Origin of the sequence: Alteromonas genovensis (genome assembly GCF_010500895.1) — a bacterium.
Taxonomy (GTDB): domain Bacteria; phylum Pseudomonadota; class Gammaproteobacteria; order Enterobacterales; family Alteromonadaceae; genus Alteromonas; species Alteromonas genovensis.
In genome coordinates, this window is the sequence record NZ_JAAAWO010000007.1 from 107967 (window position 1) to 132614 (window position 24648).

Annotated in this window: 16 protein-coding genes and 1 tRNA gene; 5 read left to right on the top strand and 12 right to left on the bottom strand. The window is 44.1% G+C overall.

Features of this window, described 5'->3' with window-relative positions; genetic code table 11:
* The first annotated feature begins 22 nt into the window (after positions 1–22).
* Complete coding sequence (locus GTQ48_RS11040) at positions 23–187, top strand: hypothetical protein (protein WP_163106747.1); 165 nt, start codon at positions 23–25, stop codon at positions 185–187.
* 44 nt (positions 188–231) lie between these two features.
* Here GTQ48_RS11040 and GTQ48_RS11045 read toward each other — a convergent pair whose 3' ends face one another.
* The 7 genes from GTQ48_RS11045 to GTQ48_RS11075 form a co-directional block, all read right to left on the bottom strand.
* Positions 232–906, bottom strand: coding sequence for a nitroreductase (locus GTQ48_RS11045; protein ID WP_163106748.1), 675 nt, complete (start codon positions 904–906; stop codon positions 232–234).
* Between the two features lie 137 nt (positions 907–1043).
* Positions 1044–2999 (bottom strand): methyl-accepting chemotaxis protein, encoded by a 1956-nt coding sequence (locus tag GTQ48_RS11050; RefSeq protein ID WP_163106749.1) that lies wholly within the window; start codon positions 2997–2999, stop codon positions 1044–1046.
* Positions 3000–3350: 351 nt separating this feature from the next.
* Entirely contained in the window at positions 3351–6476 is a 3126-nt protein-coding gene (locus GTQ48_RS11055) for an efflux RND transporter permease subunit (protein ID WP_163106750.1), read from the bottom strand.
* An 11-nt stretch (positions 6477–6487) separates the two neighbouring features.
* Positions 6488–7807, bottom strand: a complete 1320-nt coding sequence (locus tag GTQ48_RS11060) for an efflux RND transporter periplasmic adaptor subunit (RefSeq protein WP_163106751.1) — start codon at positions 7805–7807, stop codon at positions 6488–6490.
* A gap of 126 nt (positions 7808–7933) precedes the next feature.
* Entirely contained in the window at positions 7934–8323 is a 390-nt protein-coding gene (locus GTQ48_RS11065) for a hypothetical protein (protein WP_163106752.1), read from the bottom strand.
* Positions 8324–8536: 213 nt separating this feature from the next.
* The gene (locus tag GTQ48_RS11070; RefSeq protein WP_163106753.1) at positions 8537–10672 is read right to left on the bottom strand and encodes a FlgO family outer membrane protein; all 2136 of its coding nucleotides are present in this window, start codon (positions 10670–10672) and stop codon (positions 8537–8539) included.
* Between the two features lie 167 nt (positions 10673–10839).
* Positions 10840–11439: an FMN-dependent NADH-azoreductase gene (locus GTQ48_RS11075; RefSeq protein WP_163106754.1), complete on the bottom strand. Its 600-nt coding sequence runs from the start codon at positions 11437–11439 to the stop codon at positions 10840–10842.
* Positions 11440–11784: 345 nt separating this feature from the next.
* Between GTQ48_RS11075 and GTQ48_RS11080 the strand changes: the two genes are divergently transcribed.
* Complete coding sequence (locus GTQ48_RS11080; protein WP_163106755.1) at positions 11785–12546, top strand: pirin family protein; 762 nt, start codon at positions 11785–11787, stop codon at positions 12544–12546.
* Positions 12547–12854: 308 nt separating this feature from the next.
* Positions 12855–15248, top strand: coding sequence for a fatty acid cis/trans isomerase (locus GTQ48_RS11085; RefSeq protein ID WP_163106756.1), 2394 nt, complete (start codon positions 12855–12857; stop codon positions 15246–15248).
* Between the two features lie 113 nt (positions 15249–15361).
* On the opposite strand, the gene GTQ48_RS11090 is transcribed toward GTQ48_RS11085, so the two are convergent.
* The 3 genes from GTQ48_RS11090 to GTQ48_RS11100 all read right to left on the bottom strand — a co-directional run bounded on the left by GTQ48_RS11090 (position 15362) and on the right by GTQ48_RS11100 (position 21073).
* The gene (locus GTQ48_RS11090; RefSeq protein ID WP_163106757.1) at positions 15362–16564 is read right to left on the bottom strand and encodes a mechanosensitive ion channel family protein; all 1203 of its coding nucleotides are present in this window, start codon (positions 16562–16564) and stop codon (positions 15362–15364) included.
* Positions 16565–16655: 91 nt separating this feature from the next.
* Positions 16656–19775 carry an efflux RND transporter permease subunit gene (locus tag GTQ48_RS11095; RefSeq protein WP_163106758.1) on the bottom strand — a complete coding sequence of 1040 codons (3120 nt, stop codon included), beginning with the start codon at positions 19773–19775 and terminating at the stop codon, positions 16656–16658.
* A gap of 2 nt (positions 19776–19777) precedes the next feature.
* Complete coding sequence (locus tag GTQ48_RS11100; protein WP_163106759.1) at positions 19778–21073, bottom strand: efflux RND transporter periplasmic adaptor subunit; 1296 nt, start codon at positions 21071–21073, stop codon at positions 19778–19780.
* A gap of 323 nt (positions 21074–21396) precedes the next feature.
* On the opposite strand from GTQ48_RS11100, the gene GTQ48_RS11105 reads away from it, so the two are divergent.
* Positions 21397–22800, top strand: coding sequence for a TrkH family potassium uptake protein (locus GTQ48_RS11105; RefSeq protein ID WP_163106760.1), 1404 nt, complete (start codon positions 21397–21399; stop codon positions 22798–22800).
* Positions 22801–22830: 30 nt separating this feature from the next.
* A complete protein-coding gene (locus GTQ48_RS17825; RefSeq protein WP_275405632.1) occupies positions 22831–22953 on the top strand; it encodes a hypothetical protein in 123 nt (40 codons plus the stop codon).
* On the opposite strand, the gene GTQ48_RS11110 is transcribed toward GTQ48_RS17825, so the two are convergent.
* Together GTQ48_RS11110 and GTQ48_RS11115 are read right to left on the bottom strand one after the other, a co-directional pair.
* Positions 22942–23018: transfer RNA gene (locus tag GTQ48_RS11110), tRNA-Pro, on the bottom strand. The two genes, GTQ48_RS17825 and GTQ48_RS11110, sit on opposite strands and share 12 nt — an antisense overlap.
* Positions 23019–23122: 104 nt before the next feature.
* The gene (locus GTQ48_RS11115) at positions 23123–24574 is read right to left on the bottom strand and encodes an SLC13 family permease (RefSeq protein ID WP_163106761.1); all 1452 of its coding nucleotides are present in this window, start codon (positions 24572–24574) and stop codon (positions 23123–23125) included.
* Positions 24575–24648: the final 74 nt, after the last annotated feature.

Below are 24648 nucleotides of genomic sequence, written 5' to 3' on the forward strand. Positions count from 1 at the left end.
TAATTAAAATCAGGAAAGTATTATGAAATTCTTTAAACTAGGCTTTGCCGCTGTAGTAATTGTGTCTTTAATATCTTTGGCGTGGTACTTCGTGCGTCAACAGCAGTTTTTAATGGTGGGAGTACCTACCGCATTGTTACTCACTATCATCATTGTGATGATCATGCGGCAGGAAAAAGTTGAGTAGATGAAAACGAGTAGCTTTTGTTTAGCTGCTTAGCTGTTTAGTGCTTACTCAAAACCGTGGTAGGTCACAAAATCTGCGTTGTCTGCGCGGGTAGAGCGAACAGAGTTAGCAGGAAAATCAGGGTCTGGATAGCCAAGCGCTATACAGATCATAATGGCTTCATTGTCTGGGATATTGGCGTGCTTGTGCACCACGTCAGACTGCATAATGCCCTGTCCGTTAATCACGCACCCCAAGCCTAAGTCCCACGCGGCCAATACAATACCGTAGGCTAAAGAGCCTAAGCCGAACTGAGTAATTCCTGCAGGCTCAAGCGTTTTGTCGTAAGTCAGCACTAAGGATACAGGTGCATCGAATTGACGAAAACCGCGCATCATCCAGTCCATTCGCTTTTCTTTGTCTTCGCGAGTTATGCCCATGACGTCAAACAGCTGAACGGCGACATCGATTTGTCGCTGGCGGTGAATACCCTCGTAGTCTTCCTTATAAGGAAAATCCCGCTTATGGGGCTTTCCTGCAAGTGTATTCTCTGTATTACCTTCGCGTATTTTATCTAAAACATCGCCAGTAACAGCGTGTATCTTCCACGTTTGTGTGTTGTAAGAAGAAGGCGCCCACTTAGCCGCGTTGATAATAGAATCTACGGTTGCTTTTGACACAGGCTGCTTTGTGAAGCCGCGGACACTCTTTCTTGAAGCGGCAAATTCTGCAAAATTCATAAGACTCTCGCTTACTCTATGTTATTACAAATTATTAACATAGAGTAAACGCTGAACATCCCGTGATGCAATGCAAAAGGCACACATAAACGATTGATTATAGTTATATATATCTATCGCTTTTTAGCGTACCCACCCTACAGCTTAAACTGTCCGACGAGGTCGTTAAGATCATCAGATAACGACAGCAAGTTTTCAGCGTTGTTCGATAAGCCCTGCGACGCCTTGCTTACCTCTGAGGTTGAAGCCTGCATTCCTACAATGTTTTTACTTATCTCTTCTGACACTTGATATTGCTGTTCAGCAGCTGTGGCAATTTGCGTGATTTGATTCATAATTTGCTGCACTAGCAGCCCAATTTTCTCAAAGGTTTCGCTTGCCTCATTTGACTGCGTGGTAGCCTGCTCTGATTGTTCAAGACTTGTCGTCATTTTCGCTGATACAAATCGCGTGCGCTCTACAAGCTTGTTGAGCATGCTATCAATTTCTTCTGTTGCACCGTGTGAACGTTTTGCAAGGGTTCTAACCTCATCGGCGACCACGGCAAACCCTCTACCCTGCTCACCGGCTCTGGCGGACTCTATGGCGGCGTTTAGTGCTAATAAATTTGTTTGTTCAGCAATATCTCGAATGACATTAAGAATTTTATTGATATTGCCACTTTCGTTTTCAAGCTCATCAGTAGCCGATGATGCATCACGCATCAATGTCATCAATTGCTCAACCTGAACCACTGTATTTTTAATGATAGAGCGGCCGTTTTGACTTGCATTATCAGTTTGCTCTGTCGCATCCTGAGTTGATATACAGCTTCTGGCTACTTCTTGCGCTGCCGCGGCCATTTGATTGGTGGCAGTAGCAGTGTGCTCTATTGATTGTTCCTGTTTTTCACTTGCTTGATTGAGCGACTCAGCTACTGCTTTAAAGTCTTGAGACGAACTGTGCAGCGTTTGTGCTTGGGCCTTTATTTGACTGATCAAATCGCCGATAGAGTTCATAAACTGATTAAAGTAATTAGCAAGCTCACCAATTTCATCCCGTGTTTTAACGTCTAAACGCTGGGTTAAATCTCCTTTTCCGTCAGCGATTTCTTTTAAGCTTCGACTAATATGCAAAATAGGCGCAACAATTTTATCGGCGAGCAGCACACCAAGCACACTGCACAGCACTAGCATTACAACAAGTACAATCATCATGGTGGTCACAATGTTTCTTGCCGGTGCTTCAATATCTGAACTTTCAATTACCCCAATAAACTGCCACTTCAAATTAGGAGAGCTGTATTTGGTAACCGTCACCTCACCCTCTTTGGTATCCACAGAAAACGTATTGTCTCTTTGTGTTTGCAACGCTTTGTACATGGCTAAATTTTGCAACTCACTCACGTTTTTAAAGTTATTGCTCTTATTGCGTGGGTCAGCCAGTACCACACCATTATCGTCAACTAAGATAACGTATCCCGACTCGCCAATTTTAACATCGTTAACCAGTCGCGTTAGTGTATCTAAGGTCACGTCAATAGACTGCACGCCTATTACACTGCCGCTGTCAGACTCTATTGTGGTGGCAATGGAAATCATCGGTCCGCCAGACACCCCTTGATAAGGTGAGGTAATAATCGCCTCACCCCCCGCTTGCTTTGCCTGCTCGTACCAAGGCCGCTTGCGAGGGTCGTAATTGGTCATAGGTTCAGCAGGATATTGAATAAAGCCCCCCGTCTCTGTTCCCATGTAGACATTCAGTAAATTGGGATGCTTTTCTCGAAACTGACCGTGAAACTCATAAATGTTTCTTTCTATATCCCCGTTACTCAGGGGGGTCATGTCTGCAGAGCGGTTTATGTAGTTGGTAATTGAGGTATTTGCCGCTGACTTTACTCTCACGTCGTCAGAAAGGTAGCGAACGTGCTCTTTCATTCCTTCAAAAAACAATTCAAACGCATTATCTATTTGTTTTATTTCTTGGGATGCACTATTGACAAAGTAATTGCGAGATTGTGTAAAGGTTTGCACTGTCGTTGTTACAACTAAAACAATGATAGGGACGGTTACAGCGACTAAAAATGCAGTTATCAGCTTACTTCTTATTTTCATCTGCCACTTCTCTTTACGTTGCGTTAAACGGGGTTACCAAGTAATGGTCACCGCGGAAGGCGTGTACGGATAACCTTACCAGTAAAGATGGTTTTTCGTAAGTATGGGAGAAGGTTTTGTGAAATTTCTGCTTAGGTTTTCGTTAATCCTATCGTTATCGCACTTAAAACTGCAGATTGAAGCTGGGATTAAAACAAAGAGTAGCACCTAATTTAGGCGCTAGCTTAGACGTTACGCCTCACAGGTAAGAAAGCGACGGGGCTCGCTAATATGCTTAGAATAACGCGTTTTTTCATGCTCTGTACGGCATTACACACGTGTTGAAGCCCCGTCTCTGGCGATACTATTGAATTAACTTTGTGCGTTTTTTCCTTTCACTAGCCCCTTCATGTCTTTACCGTAGCCTCTAAAGTACCGCTTTATATCCTCGAGAATGAGGTAGTTTAGCGGCACAATAAATAGAGTGATCACGGTCGCAAACAAAATACCAAAACCTAGGCTCACCGCCATCGGAATAAGAAACTGAGCTTGAGTAGACTTTTCAAATAACAGCGGCATCAGCCCCGCGAAAGTCGTCAGCGATGTAAGTAATACAGGCCTGAAGCGTCGACCACCAGCATCATAAACCGCTTTTTTAAGGGCAATGCCTTCAAGACGCTTTTGATTTATATAGTCTACCAATACTAATGAGTCGTTCACCACAACCCCCGACAGCGCGAGCATACCCATAAAGCTTAAAAGCGTTAGGTCCATGCCCATGATCCAGTGACCAATTACCGCGCCAACAAGGCCAAAAGGAATAACAGACATCACAATTATCGGCTGAGAATAGGACTTAAACGGAATGGCTAACAAAATATAAATCAGTATTGCCAAACCTGCTCCTCCTACAATTAGCCCTTGAGACGACTCTTCTTGGTCTCGTGCTTCACCTGCCATTTCAAAACTCACGCCAGGGTACTGACCTAACTGCTCAGATAACCAATCGTTTAGTTCTGACTGCACCAGCGTTAAGTCACCGTTCTTTTTATCAAAATCTGCGGTAACCGATAGGGTTCTTTGTCTGTCTACCCGCAAAATGCTGTCTGGGCTAAACCCTGGGATCACATCTGCCACTTGCCAAAGCGGCACTTCTTGGTTTGGCCCAATGCGGATCATCATTTGTTCGAGGGTTTCAATAGACTGTCTAGCTTGAAGTGGGTAACGCACCATCACGCGTACCTCTTCTCGGCCTCGCTGAATGCGTTGAATTTCAAACCCAAACACCGCTTGCCTAACTTGCCTTGCCACTGTGTTTAAGTCTAACCCTAACAGTCGGGCTTCGGGTTTTAATTCAAGCTGAAGTTCTTCTTTACCATCTGACAACGAGTCTTCAATATCAAAAACAGCCGCATATTCACCCATTTTTGTTTTCAGCTTTTCACCAAGCTCGTTTAATGCATTGGTGTCTCTGCCTTTAAGCTCAACATCTACGGGCGAGCCGCCCCATCCACCAATTTCAGCGCGATAGTTAAGCTGTTCCGCACCAGCAATTTGGCCAACGCGTTTGCGCCATTCGTTAACCACTTCTCGTGTAGATACGTCTACCGTGCGTTTTTCAGGCGGCACCAGATCAATTTGCACTCTACCTGTGGTTGAATTTCTTCCACCACTCACGGAGTAAATATTTCGAATGACTGACTCGCCAGTATCTTCATCAAGATACTCCTCGCGAAGTGCTTGAGCGTGACCCGTGATAGATTTTACGATGCGATCCGTGCTTTCAAATGCCGTCCCCGCAGGCATCACTAAGGTAGCGGTTGCCACCTCACTTTGAACTCTTGGGAAGAAAACAAACTTGGTTTGCCCACTGGCGATAGAGCCTATAATAATTACCAGCACTGAAAACATGAGTACCCACGATGCATAGCGCCACTGCATTGCGCGCGCTAATACAGGTTGATACGCTCGTTCAATAAGCACTTCTAGAGAGCGAGCAACCTTCTTTTGAATTTCTGACAGTTTTGAGGCAGGTTTGTCGCCACGGGGTTTCACATGCTTTAAGTGAGCGGGCAAAATAAATTTCGATTCAATCAAAGAAAACAGCAATACAGGGATGATTACAAACGGAATAGCGGCATACCAACTTCCCCTTCCTGTTTGAAACGCGAGTGGCAAGAAAGCCGCCGCGGTAGTCAAAATACCAAACGTAACCGGAACCGCAACTTCTTGCGTGCCTTTAATGGCCGCATCGAGAGGGTTTTCGCCACGTTCTAAATGAGCATAAACATTTTCACCGGTAACAATGGCATCGTCCACCACTATGCCTAACACCAGAATAAAGGCGAATAGACTCATTAAGTTAAGGGTAACGTCGAACACAGGCATCAGTAAGAATGCCCCCATAAAACTCATGGGAATACCTAAACATACCCAAAACGCTACCGATGGACGTAAAAATAGGGCAAGTAAGGTGATCACTAATAGCGCCCCCTGCCATGCACTAGTCGATAACGTAGCGAGGCGGGCTTTAATTGGCTCACTTCTGTCTCGCCAAAAATCTAAACTTAAGCCTTCGGGCATTTGCGATTGTTTTGCTACTACGTAATCTTTTACCGCTTGGGTAACTTCAATAATACTTTCATCACCAGTGCGAAACACCTCTACTTCCACAGCTGGCATTCCGTTAAACCGTGTTTTAAGGGGCGTTTCTTCAAAGGCATCCACGATATTAGCCAGGTCACCTAGCTTAATCATTGTGCCGTCTTGAGTGGTGACTATAGGAATATTTGCATATTCATCAGCGTTATAGGCTTGGCCTCTGCTACGTATGAAAATATCACCGCCTTCAGTTTTAAGGTTACCTGCTGACACATCGGTTGCGTTTTGACGAATAACGGTAGCAACCTGCTCTAACGTTAAGTCGTACTTTCTTAGCACCAACTCTTGAATTTCAATAGAAATTTCAAAGGGAAGCGTTCCCCCCACTTCAACTTGAGAGATTTCGTTTATGGCTGCCAATTCATCGCGCACTGTGTCTGCTAATCGGCGCAGCGTTATGGGGTCGTAATCGCCATATAGCACTACACCAATGGCGTCTCGTCGCCATTGGGGCACCTGAATAAGTAAATTCTCAGCATCAACCGGAAAATTATTGATGGCGTCCACTTTTATTTTTACATCATCAAGCATTTCCCTAACGTTATACCCTTCCTCAACTTCGATAGTGACAGATGCACTACCCTCACTGCTTGATGAATTAAGTTCTCGTATTCCCTCTAGGTCTTGAACCGCCTCTTCAATACGTATGGTGATCCCTTCCTCTACTTCCTGAGGCGATGCGCCAGGCAGAGACATAGTAACGCGCACGCTGCGCTGTTCAAATTCGGGAAATAAATCAACCGGGATGTGGTTTGATACGACATATAACCCTGAGATAAAAATGACGGCAAGTAAAATATTAGCCGCCACATCATTTTTAGCAAACCATGCAATCATGTTGGCAACTCCTACTGTTGTTCAGTGTTTTTTGCACTGTCAGCAGTCTTTGCCTGAAGCGATTTTTTAGCTGACGATGTCTCTGGCAAGCTATCGGCCAGTGACTTCACCTTAGTGCCATCGGGAATGTTGGCTGTAGGGGTAAGAATTAACTGATCGTTTGGCGTTAACACATTGCTCGCATTGCCAGTAACTTGAGAATTGGTGGCAGAAACAATCACGTTTTTATCGTCGGTCCATAACGGAGTGATGGGTCTTTTTCTTAGCACCCCTTCATCCACCACACTTACCATATTGTTCTGAGACACAGCTTGGCGAGGAATAACGAACACATCATTGAGTTTCTGCCCTTCGATACGAGCACTCAAAAATTGACCTACTCGCAGAGCTGGTCTTTGCTGAGTAGCTTGAAAAGGGGTTTCTACCTGAGCCACAAGAAATAACATACGGGTGGTAGGGTCGAAAGCGCCTTCACTTCGCACAATCTCGCCTTCCCATTGATAGGTTTTAGTGCCTAAGTCGCCATATAGTCTTACGCGGGGGTTTTGAGCAGAGCCAGAACCGTTTTCACCTAGGTAAAAGTATTCTAGCTCTGCGGTTTTAATGGGTAACCTTACTTCAACAACGTCGGTACTGTAGATAGACGCGATAGTTTGTGATGGAGTCACAACTTGTCCAACATCAATTGACTGACTTAGCACCATGCCATCGAAAGGCGCTTTTATAACGGTTCGTTCAAGATTTAGCTGGGCGCCCATTAGCCTTGCCTCTGCTGCGCGAAGCGCCGCTTCTGCCGCAGCAACCTGAGGTTTGCGCAACGCCAAAAGTTTAGCGGCCTCACCTTTAGGCTGCTTGTTCCATTGTTGCGCTGAAAAGTCGGCTTCAGCCAGTTCTTGCAAGTAGCTTACGTTGGCCTCTGCAACTGCAGATTTTGCAATATCCACTTCAATGCGAAAGTCCCTGTCTTCTAATCGAACAAGAACATCACCTTTTTTAAATGACGCCCCGGCTCGAATGTTGGGAGCAACCGAGACCACGCGACCGGAAACGTCGGCTACAAGCTCAGTTTGTGTGAGCGGTTGCGCCGTGCCGTAAGACTCAATCCATACCTCGTAGTTATCGATAGTGAGATCCATGACATCAACGGCGACTGTGGGAGCAGCTTGACTTCCTCCCCACTTCCTTGCCTCTGGCTTACTGGAAAACATCGCTCTCACTATTAGTACAGCGATGATGAGGATAAGGATAGAGACGATGATATGAGCTATCCAAGGCGCTTTTTTGTTATAAGCCGTTTGTTGATTTTTGTTGTTATTATCGGTGTTAACCATATTTTTACTCCGCGCAGCACGCGCACTACATCAGTTTTCTACGACACAGAATACGGCGTTTTAAAAATTTAGGACTGCTATAAGCGATAAAAAGGCGAAAAAGAAGGTTTAACACAAAATAAACATTTAGCGGGATGATGAGCGTATCTGCGAAAGCCAATGTTGAATTTTTGCCTCGTCTTTATCAATCATAAACGGCATAGTGAGATTTGAAGGCCTATGCGGGGAGCCTGCATGAACAAATATACTGTTTTCGACAATACCCACCGCTTTGCAACCGGCCTGCTGAAAAGCAAAGTATCCCGCCATCATTTCGCCAATCGCATCATGAGTAATGCCCGCAGTTTCTGTAGGACGCTGAAAAAGCACCCATGCATTTAACGATGCGGTTAATGAAAGAATGTCGAGGGTCAGTTTTCGAACACCACTTAAGTTAAATCCATCGGCATAATCGCAATATACCGTGTCGCCCTGCAAAGACAGTGAATAATTTCCGTGTGCATTATCTAGGAACATGCTCTGTCGAACCATAACGTTTGAGATGACTACTTCACTTAGACTAAAGTATATTGCCAGAAAATTGAGAATGGCAACTTAATTTGAAGATAGCGAGTGATATTAACGACAATTCAGTGTGTTACGAGCGCGTAATCACAGATTATTAGTCATGCTGCAATAGGTGTACTAAATGTATGATACAGCAATGCTTGAAAATGCATGTCTCTCTCATCATTGTGGATTGGACACGGTAATTTCATCTATCGCTAAATCAGGATTCCATTTTCCGAAGGTGCTATTGATAAATGAGGTGGCAAGGGGTTTAAAATCAGGATGCTGATTTAGTCCATAAAAACGGGGGGAGGTGAGTAAAAATGTCTCACTTCCTATCGAATCATCATCGAGAAGCGGTTGGCGGTTAAACATACTTTTAACGCTTGTTTTTAAAACATCTTTGACTAGATACAGGTAACCTGCGCAAGACCAGCTATTCTTATTTTGTGTTTGTTGGCATACCGAGACCGCAGGGTCAATGGCGCCTCGTAGTTTGCGAGCATAACTATCGTCTCCCTTAAATTTTTTAATTGCCGCGTAGGAATAGGGTTCAAGTTGAGAAAGATCTACCTGTTGAAAGAACTCATCTGCAGTTGCGCCTGCTAATTGCTGCTGTTTTTCATACAGCGCCTCATCTCCTTGCTCCAGCTTATAATAAGCTAGCACTCTATTCTGGAATTCTTCGGTAACTGGTAATTGACGATAGCGAACTTGCTGTTGTTCGGTTAATTTGCCTTTCGTCTCTAAGTCGAGGAGGAGTAAATAGGCGTTAAAAAAATCTTCTGAACCGTCTGGTAGTTGGCTGAGTTCGTCATTCATATAAGCAAGCGCAATGTTAACATTACCACTAAGTATATAAATTGAAGACTTTACTCTTCTGTACTCGGAATTGGGCTCGCCACGATAGGTGTTAATTAACTCCAACGTTTTTTGAATGTCTTGTTTGTAGGCGTAATAATAATAAAAATTTGCGATAAACTTCGCTGAACTATCTTTAAAGTTTGTATTTATTGTCGATAAAAGCTGCTCTGCTCGTTGGGGCTGTTCAGCGATAAGATACAAATACATTAAGTTGGACGCATTTATCTGACTCTGCGGATTTGTCCTGAGTATCTGTTCCCGACGCTTAATCATTTCTTGAAAATCATCAAGATAAAGCGTGCTAATGTTTTGTATAAGGGGATCGTTAGGTGACTGATTATAAGCCATTTGATGAAGCTGCTTCGTAACTTCAAGTCTGTAATTTTTCTCCGCCTGTATTGCTGTTACCAGTGTTTTTAGCGGAAAATCTGGCGCGGTCGTTAATTCCCAAAATAACCGTTCATTTTCTGCCTGAGATTCTTCGGTGTTGAATCCACCGTAGTATGAGGCAAGTTCGTACACCATATATAGCTGTGCTTTTGCGAGGTGAAACTGAGGATCCTGCTTAGTGGCTTGTTTCAGGAAATCTGCGGCTTGTTGCAACGACTCTGAGCTTCGCTGATATGAAAATTCTCGACCTTTAATGAATAACTCGTAGGCCTTTGGATTTTTCGTCATTCCAGCTTCTTGCTCAACTTGCTCAGGTAGTAAATTTAATTTAAGAGCCTGTGTGATGGCGTAAGTCAGTTCATCTTGTACCGCAAAAATACTGTCTAGCGTTCGATCATAGGTTTGTGACCAAATATGCGCACCACTGCTTACTTCGATAAGCTGCGCAGTAATACGTAGTTGATTTTTGTCTTTTCGAACACTGCCCTCAAGTACATAGTTTACATTTAGCTTTTTCCCTATCTCGCGAATATCATTATTGCTGTCTTTAAAGTTAAATGACGAGGTACGTGCTATTACCACTAATTTATTCAAACGCGCCAGTGAATTTAAAATCTCTTCGGCTATGCCATCTCCGAAGTAACTCTGTGAGCTATCTGGGCTCATGTCCTCGAACGGCAAAACCGCAATAGAAAGCTCAACACTGTCATCCGCAGAGTCAATAAACCAGTTTTGATAGAAGATGAACCCAAGGGCAAACGTTAGCGAGATAGCGAGTAAGTAATTAATTTTATTGCCAGTGTGCTTACCAATTGACTCATTGATATCAACCTCGTGGGTACGCTTTAGCCCTTCAGGGGTTAATTCAAATGCCCAAGCAAAAATGCATACAAAAGGAAACGCTATTACGAGGATGACTGTGATAATCGTGCTAAACAGTGTTGGCAGATGTAAGGCAGGAGAAATGACAGCAACTATTTGTAAAATGATCCAGCATGTCACCAAATAAACACTAGCAACCTTAAATACGTTGCGACGTTTAAACTCGGAAAAAATCTTCATGCGTCCTGCCAGTTATTTTTATTTATCCACCATAATAGATAAATACCAACAGCACAAATATTGAACAAGTAAATAATGTATTTATTTTGTGCTGTATCTGAAAGGCGCTGATTACGTTTGGTTAAACGCAATCATTCGCCTACCTGCATCAACACTAAAGTTAATAGCTACACACTAAACGTTTTTACGGCCTGTTCAGCTGCTTTCATTCGTTCTTCACCGTCTGGCATGGCTAGGCCCTCTGCATAGATAAAAGAAACATCAGTAAGACCAATTAGCCCGAAGAAATCTTTTAGATATTGAGATTGGGTGTCTTTTTGTGTGCCTTCATAGATACCGCCTCGCGCGGCAACTACCACTATCTTCTTGTTTTCCAGCAATCCCACCGGACCGCTTTCCGTGTACTGAAAGGTAACGCCAGCACGCGCTATGCGATCGACCCATGCTTTAAACGTAGAGGGCACGCCAAAATTGTACATAGGCATAGCAATAACAACAGTATCGCTGCTTTTTAACTCGTTGATTAACGTATCTGACAAGCTGGCGAGTTCATCTTCGCCCTTGTTAGCCCATGAAGCCATTTCAGCTTGCGTTAAGTGAGGTAGATCATCAGCAGCAAGGTCTCTTTCTATCACCGTTACACCATTATCTGATTGGCTATTGTGTTCAGATTGGGACTTGATTCTTTCTACCAGCGCGTTAGCTAAGATAGATGAATTTCCTTGGTCACCATTCAGTGACGATTTCAATAATAAGATAGTGTTCATTCGTTTTCTCCTTCGATATAGATTTGGCTGACTTAGTGAAACATCACAAATGCTACGTCGAAGTATTGAATGAAAGCGCAACAAAATAAATATGTTAAAAACGCATCATTCATTCCAATAAAACGAATAAAAAGGAAATACGCCACAAGTACTACTTTGTTATTCGATAAGCACTACATCACATAAAGAGAAGAACCCATAGAAACACAAGGAAGAGTAACAGCCGCTAATGCCCGACTCGTAATACATTCTAATAAAAAGAACGAAACAACCTTTTTAAAGCAATTTTCTAAATTCATCGTTAGGACTACAGTACCCTTATTGAAATGAAGTGAGGACATTCAAATGATTTATATTAGAAAAGCAGACGAACGAGGCGACGTGAACTTAGGCTGGTTACAAAGTAAGCATAGCTTTTCATTTGGACACTATTATGATGCACAGCATATGGGGATTTCGGCGTTACGGGTGATCAACGAAGATGAAGTCATGCCGGGGCGAGGGTTTGGCACCCACGGGCACCGAGACATGGAAATAGTGTCTTACGTTATTGAAGGAGCACTAAAGCATGAAGACAGCAGCGGCAATAAATATGTGGTGCCAGCAGGCGATATTCAGCGCATGAGCGCAGGACGAGGCGTTACCCACTCAGAGTTTAATGCTTCAAAAAATGAGAAAGTAAAATTTCTACAAATTTGGATCTTACCGGATAAAAAAGGAATTGAGCCAAGCTATGAACAAAACGCAGTGGCACAAAAAGGCGCGCTTACTCCTTTAGTTACTCCCAAAGGCAGCGACGGCACCCTATCAATAAATCAAGATGCCAGTATCTCTAGGCTAATGTTAGATAAAGGAGAGACCTATAGCTTAAACACCGCGAATCGAACGGGCTATTTGCACATTATCAATGGTGACGCTGAAGTGAATAGCTCTGACACTGAAGCCGCTGATACCAAAAACGCTACTATTAATAGCACAAGCACAGAGGCGTTCGATAATCAGGCTTTCAGTAAAGGAGACGCCTTTGCTATTGGCGCAAATGAGCAAGTTAACATAGTAGCAACTAGCCCTATTGAGGCGCTTTGGTTTGATTTACCCCCTGCCTAGCTCAAATGAGGAGTAGCTTACATTAGGAGAAGATGAGAGGAAATTGTCAAAGATATGGGAGAAATGGAACCCGTCTTGCGATTGCGCATACACATTTCCCCTCTTTTCTACCACCTGTCCCCTGGCTACTGTATAATGTTAGCTCTAAGGATGTTCGTACTAGCGAATAGGGTTATCTTGATGTTATCTCGACGCAACATTCATGTGAGCCTGTCAGTAAGTACAGCTAACGCCTGTCAGTAAGTACAGCTAAAAAGTACGGTAAAACAGTACAGTCTAAACAAAATAATTTAAAAGAGAGTTTTTGCATGAATAAGTGGACAACCTCCATTTGGTGTATCGTTGTGCTATTAGCTGGGTCAGGCATTTATCATTTTTTCCAAACGCCCATCAAAGCAAAGTCGCTACCTGTATCAGTGCCGCTTACAAGTGAAGTGGTTAATTATCACGACGACGTCAAGCCTGTTTTAGCTAAGCGCTGTGTGGTTTGCCATGCCTGTTATGATGCACCTTGCCAACTTAAAATGGGCGCTTATTCCGGTATTGAACGAGGCGCGAGCAAAGAGCGGGTTTACGATGGTGAAAGGCTCATAGAAGCCAACTTAACTCGACTATTCGAAGACGGCCATACGCTAGCCCAATGGCGAGATAAAGACTTTTTCGCAGTTAATTCTGATACGCCCCAAACAAGCACAAATGGCTTGTCATCCACAGATTACCAAACCGCGGCCAATGAAAACTTATCATCAAGCGTTATTGCCCATCTGCTACAATTAAAACATGATACGCCAGTAGAAACAGCCAGCGAAACACCGGCGCTTCTCAATAAAGAAGATTACCCGTTGAATATCAACAGAGCATATCAATGCCCTACCATCGACGATATCGATGACTTCAAAGAAGATTACCCTTTATGGGGAATGCCCTATGCGTTGCCAGCATTAGACAAACAAGAAAACGCACTCATTCTCAATTGGATAGCCCAAGGCGGCAAAGGTAGCGACGACGTTGTTATCACAGAAGAAAACCAGCAGCACATTATGGCGTGGGAGGACTTTTTAAACGGTAACAGTTTAAAGTCTCAATTAATGAGCCGTTATTTATTTGAACATCTCTTTCTTGTGCATCTGCACTTTGACGCAAAGCAACCTCAACAGTTTTTCAAGCTGGTTCGCTCCGCCACAGCCCCGGGACAGCCCATTAAAAGTATCCATACCCGTCGGCCCTTTGACAACCCTGGCGTAGAGCGAGTGTATTACAGAATAGTGCCGCTAAAACAAACGCGAGTGCACAAGTCGCATATGCCAGTATTACTAACCAGCGATCGCATGGATAAATACGAAGACTGGTTTTTGAACGACGATTACGAGGTTACCTCAATGCCGTCGTATAAGCCTGAAGAGGCCTCTAACCCCTTTATTACATTTGCCCAATTACCCATAAACGCTAGATACAACTATATGCTTGATGAGGCGCAAAACACCATCATGCAATTTATCAAAGGCCCAGTATGTCGCGGGCAAATGGCGCTAAACGTAATAAACGATCATTTTTGGGTTGTATTTTCTGAGCCAGATTTAGATTTGGTTCAAAATAACGGCGAATTTATACAACAAGCACTTCAAAACATTGAGCTGCCTGCTGAAGAGCAAAGCAATGCCCTACCTACGGCATGGATGAACTATGCCGCGATGGAGCGTGAATATTTAAACGCGAAATCTGAATTCATCAATACCAAAATAAAAGACAAGTTAAGCATAGACCTCGATTTACTGTGGAACGGTGATGGCGAGAATGAAAATATGGCGTTAACTATTTTTAGGCATAAAGATGCCGCAAGCGTAGTTAAAGGGCTTGTTGGAGATACGCCACAAACAGCGTGGGTGTTAACGTACCCACTCTTTGAGCGCATTCACTATCTATTAGTTGCGGGTTACGACGTGTACGGCAACGTTGGCCACCAGCTTAACAGTAGAATGTATATGGACTTTTTGCGTATGGAAGGCGAATTCAACTTTTTAGCGTTACTACCAAGTGAAACCAGAGACAAGATTAGAAACAAATGGTATCGCGGCTCGGTGAGCGAAGTTGAAGAATTTGTGTATAAAGGCAATACATCAAAGATAGAAACTAATATTGAGTACAAAACCGACAACCCTTATCAAGAATTACTCGATACCATGAAGCGTAGATTCGCAGGCACAATCAGCGAGCGACATTACCTAAATAACGGGTTTAAAGAAAAAGAGGCTATCGCTAGCTTCAACACCATAAACTCGCTTAAGGGCAAGAATATTTCGCTTCTTCCTGAGTCCACCATAGTGCGGGTTTATGACAAATCAAGCGATGAACAACACTTTTACACTATGCTGCGACACAGCGCCCACACCAATATTTCCCATTTGTTTAATGAGGAAGACAGGCGTTTACCAGAAGAAGACACCGTCACTATCGCCAGTGGATTTATGACCTCTCACCCAAATGCGTTTTTGCAAGTCGAAATATCAGAACTTCCCGATCTCGCCTCACGCATAAATAAAATGGGGGCAGAACCGGATTATGCAGCTTTGCTAGACACCTACGGCGTAAGACGCACAAACCCAAAATTCTGGGACTATGCTGACAACATGCACAGCTATTTTAAAAACACCTACCCTACTGAATTTGGCTATTTAGACTTCAATCGGTTAGAAAATAGATAAAGAAAACTGCTGGGTGATGACCTCTCCCAGCAGGTTTATTGAAAGTGATTAGTAATAGAAGGCGCCAAGGTATGGCGCTTTTTTAGTTGGTTTCCAGCTATCGCTGTAACTACTTAAAGAATATTCTCGCCTCCCTCTGGATCTCTGGAGTTACGAGCTTGTTCTCTAATTTCATGAGCTTCAGACGCTACATCATCATCTGAGAAACGACTATTTTGTTTCACGTTATGATCATGTTTGGCTTGATTAGAGCTAGAACGTGATGCTTCACCCTCACTGTTATTTGAAGCATCATTACCCTGACTCACTTTTCCATCTCCACCAACCTCACTTTGGTTTGGCGCCGTTTCAACCCGAAGACCCTGTGGAAATATCCGTTCTCTTGCATCGTCAGGCATACTAATATTGGCATCTAAAAAAGCAGTGGTAATGTTGCGCATGAGCACTGACGACATTTTGAGCACGCTGGTTTTCTCTACGTCTACCCAAAAATACACTTTCACATTGTAGCTAGAGGCACCTAGCGTATCGATAAGCGTTTGAGGCTCTGGATCGGTCAGCACGTTTTGCTGTTCGCCAATCACACTCTGTGCTATTTGTTGTGCTCGCTGAATATCAGCGTCGTATCCTACTCCAATAACAAAGTGTCCTCGCATAAGCGGGTTAGCCGTTAAATTCTTTATCACACCTTTATAAATTGTCGCGTTAGGTATTTGAATGTGATTACCATCAAAATCTACCAATGTAGTGGCACGTGCCGTCACTTTTTGAATAATGCCCGTAAAATCATTTATCTGAACAATATCGCCTATACGAAAAGGCCGCTGGATAGTGAGCAGTAGGCTTGAAATAAAGTTTTCTGCAATGTCTCTAAACGCAAAACCTAAAATAAGCCCTACGACACCCGTCCCACTGACAACCGCAATGGCAAAGCCCGTTAAACCCGCCAAAAACAGAAACAAATAAATTCCAAGTAGCATAAGCACTAAGCTGATGCTTCGTTGAATAACAGAGCGCAGTAGAGGCGACGTTGTCGTTCGCGTCATTGGCTTTACAAGTAAGCTGGCAGCATGAGGGGCTAAAAAGATAAAGACAGCCATCACAACAATGCCAAGGGCTAAACCAGGCAAGCGATAAACAAAGCTCTCCCAAAGCTGGGCTAAAAGCGATTGCGCATTAGATAGACTGGAAATAGCGCCTCCATCATCAGTGCTCTGCACCAATGAAGACGCTGTGAGTTGTAGCTTGTTAACTAATAGACTGCTACTAGATTCCGCACTGCTCGGCAGCATGGCGTTTGATGATAATACAAACATAACCTTAATCCTTGGTGTGCGCCCTCATGTTAAATGAAGGCGCGTTAGTTAATCCTGTAATACCAGCGTTCGTTAGATGGTTGATACAGTTCTAGCTGGCCTTTTCAGTATTACCGTTAGACCCTTTACCAATGCGACGTACCCACACAAACAAAAACGGAGCAAAGAACACAACGCACACTGTGGTCATGGTTATCCCGCCAAGTACGCCTATGCTAATTGCATTTTGTGCACCTGAGCCCGGGCCAGAGGCAAACGCTAAGGGCATTACGCCTAAAATGAAAGTAAGCGATGTCATAATAATAGGGCGAAAGCGCTGACTTGCGGCGTTTATGGCAGCGTCGTAAGCGCTCATCCCTTGGCTGTAGTTGCGCTGTGCAAACTCCACAATCAAGATAGCATTTTTAGCCGCTAAACCAATGGTCATTAACAGCCCTACTTGAAAATACACATCGTTTGATTGACCCGTTAACCACGTTGCTAAAACGGCACCGCAAATACCTAATGGCACCACCAGTATAATAGCAACGGGGATCACTAAGCTTTCATACAAGGCCGCTAAAATCATAAACACCACCACTACAGTAATGCTGTAAAGCAGCAACGTTTGACTACCGCTTTCTTTTTCTTCGTAAGACAACCCTGTCCACGCAATTTCAAAACCATTATCGAGTGATTCTGCAATTCGCTCTAATTCTTTTAGCGCTTCGCCCGAACTCACTCCCGGTGGCGTCGAGCCCTGAATTTCTCTTGCAGACCCGCCATTGAAGCGTGTTAATTTAGAAGGGCCGTAGGACCACTTACCCTCTGCTATTTGACTAAGCTGTACCATGCCATCGCTGCTGTTGCGCAAATACCAATTATCGATATCAGCAGGCAGCATTCGATATTCATTATCGGCCTGAACGTAAACCCGTTTTATGCGACCGCTATCGACAAAATCATTCACATAGCGACCGCCTAAGGCAACGCTTAACGTTTGATTTATGGTTGATATTGGAACCCCTAGCGCTAGCGCCTTTGGCGTATCTATATCTAAGCTGTATTGAGGGTTATCGGCAAGACCATTAAAGCGAACTTGAGACAGCAGTGGGCTTTCGTTAGCAGCTTTCAGCAGTTGCTGAGTTGCCTGCTTCATTGCCTCGTGACCCGCTCCTTCGCGGTCAATCAGCTGTAGCTGAAAACCACTGGCATTACCTAACGCACTCACAGGCGGCGGTACAAGGGGAATAATCATGGCGTCTTTCACCGGAGCCAACGCCTTAGCGGCACGCTCTTTTATTTTAAAAACGCTGTTTTGTTCGCCACGCTTTTCCCAATCTTTCATTTGCACGAAAGCAATACCTACATTCTGCGCTTGCCCTGCAAAGCTAAAACCAGCGGCAGTAAATAAACCCTCTACTGCATCACCTGCTTCGTTGAGATAAAAGTCTTCAAGCTTGGCCATTTTTTCTCGCGTTTGCTGAAGCGTTGAGCCTGGCGGCCCAGACACCAAGGTAAACATTCGGCCTTGATCTTCTTCGGGTAAAAACGAGGTAGGAATTCGTCCGAAGATCCACATACTTCCTGCCACCAATACAATGAACACAGCAGGTAAAATTATTTTATTGTTCAGCAACTTTTCTAACAGGGAATTGTGACGATTTTTGATACTGTCGAAGCCAGTATTAAACCATTGCAGTACCTTGGTGCTTTGTTTCTTTCCACCAGATTGCAGCAACAAGGTGCAAAGCGCCGGTGATAAGGTAAGGGCAATAAACAGTGATATCCCCATTGCAACTGATATCGTAATGGCGAACTGCCTGTAAATTACGCCCACCGAGCCGCTAAATAGCGCCATGGGTAAAAACACCGCCCAAATGACTACCGTTGTGCCCACCAGTGCGGAAGAAATTTCTGCCATCGCATTTTTTACCGCCTCTTTAGGCGACAGGCTTTCATCTTCCTCAAGCTTTCTTTCGGCGTTTTCGGTAACCACTATGGCGTCATCTACTAACATGCCAATGGCTAACACAAGGGCAAACATGGTAAGTACGTTAATGGAGTAACCAAACAGCAATAAAAAGCTAAATGTACCTAGCAAAACAACAGGTATGGCAACAGCCGGAATTAAAGTAACTCTTAGCGTTTGCAAAAAGATGTAAATCACTAGCACCACTAACACCACCGCAATCACGAGGGTTTCAAGCACGTTGAAAATAGACGCGCGGATAAAAGGCGACGTATCGACTGGGTAAGCAATATCCAAATCATCTGGAATGATGCTTTTAAATTCATCAATTCGCGCTTTCAAGGCTTCTATTGTAGCTAGCGCATTAGCCGATGGCGCAAGCTCAATGGCGATACCCGACGCGGGCTTCCCGTTCCATCTGCCAAGCACTCTGTAATTTTCTGCACCCACTTCAATACGAGCAACATCGCCTAACGTTAAACTCGCGCCGTTTAAATCTGAGCGTAATAAAATAGCTTCAAATTCTTCAGGCGTGGTTAACAGCGACTGCGCAGTAATAGTGGCATTAAGTTGTTGACCTTCTACCGATGGGGCTCCGCCAATTTCACCCGTTGCTAACTGCACATTTTGTTGTTCAATGGCATTAGTGACATCAAGTGCGGTAATGTTGTAATTATTCATGGCATTAGGATTAAGCCATATGCGCATAGCGTTTTCAGGGCCAAAGGTTTGTATTTGCCCCACCCCATTAACCCGACTTAATGGCTCTTCAAGATTCGACACCAGAAAATCTGAAATCTCGTTGCGGTTCATCTCGCCACTTTTTGAGAAAAAGCTGACCAGCAGCGCATAACTGCTGCCTGCCTTTTCTACTGCAATGCCAAGCTGCTGCACAATGGGCGGTAACGCAGATTGCGCTTGGGATACTTTGTTCTGGGTTTGTACCTGCGCAATATCGGGGTCGGTACCTGGTTCAAAGGTTAAGGTAATTGACGCGGTACCTGCAGAAGAGCTTTGCGACTGAATGTAGCGCAAATTGTCGATACCCGTAAGGCTCTTCTCAATAACTTGAGTAACCGTTACCTCCATGGTTTTTGCCGACGCTCCAGGGTAACTTGCGCTAATAGAAACTTTAGGTGGGGCAATATTTGGGTACTGCTCTAGCGGAAGATTCATCACTGAAAATGCGCCGCTTCCCATGATAAGAAGTGCGATTACGGCGGTAAAAATAGGGCGGTTGATGAAAAAGCGAGAAAACATAATTATTGTGCCTTCCCTGTCGGCTGTGCATTCTGGTCATCAGCGCTCTTATTGGTTTTTTGCTTAACTTCCTGTTTAGCTTGTTGCTTAGCTTTTTGATTAGCTTTTTGATTAGTTTTTTGATTAGCTTCTCGGTCACCCTCCTGAGTCACTTTTTGCGGCTTAACACGTTGCCCGTCAGCTAGTGTCATTGTGCCCTCAACAATTAGCCGCTCACCTTGCTTCAAGCCATTTTCAATAACCCATTTATTTTCAAACGCCGTGCCCGTGGTAACCTCTCTTTGGCGCGCTTTGTTGTCGGCGTCTATCACCCACACATGCTTTTTACCGTTCGCCCCAATTTTTACGCTTTTTTGCGGAACAATAATAACCGGGTCTGCAGTGCTGTCATTAATTGCTCCGCGCACAAATAGCCCAGGTAGAAGAGCAGTTTCAGGGTTAGCAAACTCGGTGCGAACTTGAATAGTGCCTGTTTGATTATCAACCGCAAAATCTGTGGCTATTATTTTGCCAATCTGGGGGGACCGCTCTCCTGAGTTTAAAAATAAGCTTACCGATTGGCTCTGCGAAGTATCATTTTGCGAGCCTATCAACTGCCTATCGCTAGCAGAGACAGAGAAATCAACATAAACAGGGTCTAATTGACGAATGGTGACAAGGGTTTGTTCTTGCTGCTGTGACACCAGCGCGCCCTTAGTTACACTTGAAGGCCCTATGTAGCCAGTGATTGGTGCGTAAACCTTGGTATAAGCGAGGTTTATTTTCGCGCGCTTGAGCTGGGCTTCACTTTGCATTAGCGTGGCTTTTGCTTGCATTAACTCTGTTTGCGCATCTTCGAAAACTTGCTGACTTAACACGTCAGATTCGGCCAAGCTATCGTATCGCTCAACAACGGACTGGGCATTATTCACTCTCGCTTGAGCGTTATTAAGGTCTGCTTGTGCAGAATCTACCTCGGCTTGGTAGCGATTAGGCTCAATTTGGTAAAGCTGGTCGCCCTCTTTAACTAACGCGCCCTCGGTAAACAAGCGAGACTGTATAATGCCGCTTATCTGGGGCCTTACTTGGGCGACTTGGTATGGTACTACTCTGCCTGGAATTTTAGTTAAGGTAGGAATTTGCTGCAAAGTGAGATCTACATACCCTACCGGCGTTGCAGGTTGTTTTTGCTTAGCACTTGCATCATTTTGTTTCGGTGAAGCAGAGTCTTGAGCTTGTGATGAGGCAGTATCTTTATCACTACAACCAGCAGCTGCTAGCGCGGCGAACATCAATGCAATACTAATTTTTTTAATCATAATCCCTGCTCGTAAGTTCCTTGGTGTGGAATAAATGTGTAAAGAAAGAGCGGCTTATTTCTTCGACGGCGATTAGCGCTACCTTTAAGCGGGTGTAAGCCGAAAACTCATTGAATAGCGAAGAAGCAACCCATCCAAAGCGTTAATCAAATACGACTGCAAACACCTAAAACCATTGTAGCTACGGGGGATAAGAGCATAAAAGATCACCTCGCAGCTTAGATGGTGTCTGATCCTTTTCAATATAAGCACCTTAAAAATTGCTACATAAACGTAAGCAATTTGAGTGATAGGTAGTTATACAACAAGCTTATCTTCGCCTTTTGCTGTGGCATCACATTTATTCATTCATCTCAAAAGCGTTATACGGAAATTATGAGGGCACAACACTGACATCGATTAAAGACTTACTAGTAACCAAATCGCCAACCGCGCTTTTGATTTATGGCTATGTGTTCTTTTTAATCATCGCATTTAGTTTGCTGAGCCTGCCTATCGCGCAAAACTCGCCAATTGAATGGTTAGATACCCTGTTTATAGCCACATCAGCAGTATCGACAACGGGTTTAATCACTACTCAGCCAGGGGTGGACTACAGCTTTTTTGGGCAGCTTGTCATCCTATTGATTATTCAAATTGGCGGCATTGGGTATATGACTTTTGGCTCATTTATCCTGGTAGCCTTAAAAGCAAAAATGTCGAAAGATTCGCTTAAAACGTCTCTTGAAATGAGCAAGCGAGAATTTGCTTTTCCGAAAGACTTTAAGCCCAGTACTTTTGTGAAAAAAGTGGTTTTATTCACGCTTATCGTAGAATGCATTGGTGCCATATTATTGGCGGTTATTTTTACTCAAAACGGAGAAGCGGCGCCTATTTGGTCGGCCATTTTTCATAGCGTAAGTGCTTTTTGTACGGCTGGTTTTAGCTTAATGACAACCAGCTTTCAGAGCTATCAAGGCCACCTTGCTGTTAACTTCATTATTTCAGCGCTGTCACTGCTTGGCGCTATCGGTTTCATTGTGATGGTAGATGTGTGGGATGTAGTGAAAAACCCCAAAAGCACACCGCAATTTTCAACAGCCATCATTTTAAAAATTACCTTTGCATTATTACTTGGCGGAACCCTTTTCATAGGCTTTACTGACGATTCACTTAATCACCTGCCGACGTTCGAGCGCTGGATGACTGTATTTTTTCAAGTCATGACAGCAAGCACCACCGTGGGATTTAATACCTTTAACGTGGCTAACATGCACATTGCCTCGGTGTTTGTTATGTTCTTTCTCATGCTATTTGGCGCTTCACCCTCGGGCACGGGTGGAGGATTGAAATCGACTACTCTTGCAGCGCTCATCGCCATTGTAAGAAGTACCCTTAAAAGAAGGAAGCTTGTGAGCTTTGATGGAAAGCGACTTCCCCTACACAAGCTACAGCTAGCGGCCAGCAGTTTTATATTAGCATTTGCCATATCCTTTATCGCTGTGACCATTTTACTTATCACAGAAGAAGCTCCATTAAGCTGGATACTCTTCGAAGTACTTTCAGCAATTGGCACAGTAGGGCTCACCATGGGCCTAACTACCGAACTCAGTGACATAGGAAAACTGGTAATAATGCTAATGATGTTTATGGGTAGAGTTGGCATTTTAACGTTTGGGGTATTTCTCTCGCTAAGAGAAGAGAACGAAGATGAAGACAATCAAGAAGAGGAAGAGTTGGTGCTGTAGTTTTGTTTCGTTTAAATGGAGAGGGTTTTAATGACGGATTATCATCAGTTGTGGGCGTATATTGGTATATTGAAAGCGATTGTTTTGAGTGCTGCAAAGCGAGAGACTGAAGCTCACGCTGTAAACGGGGAAAGTATAGATTGGTCGGTGTGAGAGGATTTGAACCTCCGACCCCTGACACCCCATGACAGTGCGCTACCAAGCTGCGCCACACACCGACCGAAAGAGCGTGTAAGTCTACTCAAAATAATCAACAATGCAACGACAATTAGCAATTAAGGTACTCAAGCGCTTAATTGCTAACCACTTCTTTGAAAACCGACTATCCCAACGTAACGAAACACACTCCGGTTACCACTAACGCCACAAAAATGTTGAGCACAATGCCCTCTCGGGCCATGGTTTTTATATCAAACTTTTCTGTTGAGTAAGCAATGGCATTGGGTGCTGTCGCAACGGGCAACATAAACGCGCAGCTTGCGCTAATTGCGGCGGGGATCATCAGTAGCTTAGGGTCTACGCTTACCGCTATACCGGCGGCGGCCAATATGGGCATTAACAAGGTTGCCGTTGCTGTATTAGAGGTAATTTCCGTTAAGAAAGTGACAAATAAGCAAATACCTAGCACCAGCAGTATTATCGGTAATGATGAAAGGCCCGTTAACCAGGTCCCCATTAAAATGCTTAGCCCAGATGCAGTAAACGCTTTGGCAATACAAATACCGCCTGCAAAAAGCAGTAACATTCCCCAGGGAATATCATTTGCTGTTTTCCAGTCTAATAACTTATCGCGATTGCCTTTGGCATCCACCTGCCCGCTATCGTTACCACTGTTGGTCAAAAACATGGCCGCCACACCCGCTACGGCAATAGTGCTGTCGCTGATGGTGGTAACCCCTAGCCATGCAGTCCAAAAGGGGCGAAAAATCCATGCCATAGCAACCGTGCCAAAAATAGCTAAAACCCGTTTTTCTGCACGAGACCACTCACCGGGCTCAGGGAGGTCTATTTTGCCCACCACACTAATTCCGCGGGCAAGCCACAGTGCCATAATAGGTACCGCAACAATAACAATAGGAATACCTGTTTTCATCCAATCGATGAAGCTGTATTCCATGCCTTGAGTTTCTTCGTAAACACTCATAAAGATAATATTGGGCGGCGTGCCTATTGGTGTACCTACCCCGCCAACGCTCGCAGAATAGGCAATACCTAAAATAAGCGCCACGCCAAAACGAGGGTTGTCGACCGCGTTAATAATGGCAATCGCCATGGGCAACATCATTAAAATGGTGGCGGTGTTGCTTATCCACATGCTCAGCACTGCGGTGGTTATCATAAAGCCTAAAATCAGCTTCATAGGGCTGCCACTGCCAGTTAAGCGCAGCATATATATTGCAAAACGCTTGTGAAGATTGGCTCGCTCTAATGCTTTTGAAAGCATGAACGCCGCCATTAACAAAATAATGACATGACTACCAAGTGATGACGCCGCCTCGCTGTGAGACAGCACACCGAACAATGGGAATAGTGCGAAGGGCAGTAATGAGGTTGCTGGAATTGGCAGTGCTTCAGTTACCCACAAAATGGCGACAAATAGAGTAATGGCTGCGGTAAAGACAATATCTTTAGGCTGCCCAACAAACCACAACGATAGGCCACTGACACAGGAGATAACAAACGCCAGTAAAATAATGAGGTTTTTGGGTGTGGGCTTTTTGTTAAGGGGAAAATTGTTGTGTGGAGTATTTTCTTTTTGAGACTGAGTGTCCATTGCGCTTCCCATTTACCTGTCGCATTTATAATTGCTTTTATTCGCTATTATAATTTCTACCAGTAAATGACGGG

Excerpts from the sequence above, each read along its gene's own strand:
- GTQ48_RS11040 (WP_163106747.1), top strand. The coding sequence starts at position 23 with ATGAAATTCTTTAAACTAGGCTTTGCCGCTGTAGTAATTGTGTCTTTA.
- GTQ48_RS11045 (WP_163106748.1), bottom strand. The coding sequence starts at position 906 with ATGAATTTTGCAGAATTTGCCGCTTCAAGAAAGAGTGTCCGCGGCTTC.
- GTQ48_RS11050 (WP_163106749.1), bottom strand. The coding sequence starts at position 2,999 with ATGAAAATAAGAAGTAAGCTGATAACTGCATTTTTAGTCGCTGTAACC.
- GTQ48_RS11055 (WP_163106750.1), bottom strand. The coding sequence starts at position 6,476 with ATGATTGCATGGTTTGCTAAAAATGATGTGGCGGCTAATATTTTACTT.
- GTQ48_RS11060 (WP_163106751.1), bottom strand. The coding sequence starts at position 7,807 with ATGGTTAACACCGATAATAACAACAAAAATCAACAAACGGCTTATAAC.
- GTQ48_RS11065 (WP_163106752.1), bottom strand. The coding sequence starts at position 8,323 with ATGTTCCTAGATAATGCACACGGAAATTATTCACTGTCTTTGCAGGGC.
- GTQ48_RS11070 (WP_163106753.1), bottom strand. The coding sequence starts at position 10,672 with ATGAAGATTTTTTCCGAGTTTAAACGTCGCAACGTATTTAAGGTTGCT.
- GTQ48_RS11075 (WP_163106754.1), bottom strand. The coding sequence starts at position 11,439 with ATGAACACTATCTTATTATTGAAATCGTCACTGAATGGTGACCAAGGA.
- GTQ48_RS11080 (WP_163106755.1), top strand. The coding sequence starts at position 11,785 with ATGATTTATATTAGAAAAGCAGACGAACGAGGCGACGTGAACTTAGGC.
- GTQ48_RS11085 (WP_163106756.1), top strand. The coding sequence starts at position 12,855 with ATGAATAAGTGGACAACCTCCATTTGGTGTATCGTTGTGCTATTAGCT.
- GTQ48_RS11090 (WP_163106757.1), bottom strand. The coding sequence starts at position 16,564 with ATGTTTGTATTATCATCAAACGCCATGCTGCCGAGCAGTGCGGAATCT.
- GTQ48_RS11095 (WP_163106758.1), bottom strand. The coding sequence starts at position 19,775 with ATGTTTTCTCGCTTTTTCATCAACCGCCCTATTTTTACCGCCGTAATC.
- GTQ48_RS11100 (WP_163106759.1), bottom strand. The coding sequence starts at position 21,073 with ATGATTAAAAAAATTAGTATTGCATTGATGTTCGCCGCGCTAGCAGCT.
- GTQ48_RS17825 (WP_275405632.1), top strand. The coding sequence starts at position 22,831 with ATGACGGATTATCATCAGTTGTGGGCGTATATTGGTATATTGAAAGCG.
- GTQ48_RS11115 (WP_163106761.1), bottom strand. The coding sequence starts at position 24,574 with ATGGACACTCAGTCTCAAAAAGAAAATACTCCACACAACAATTTTCCC.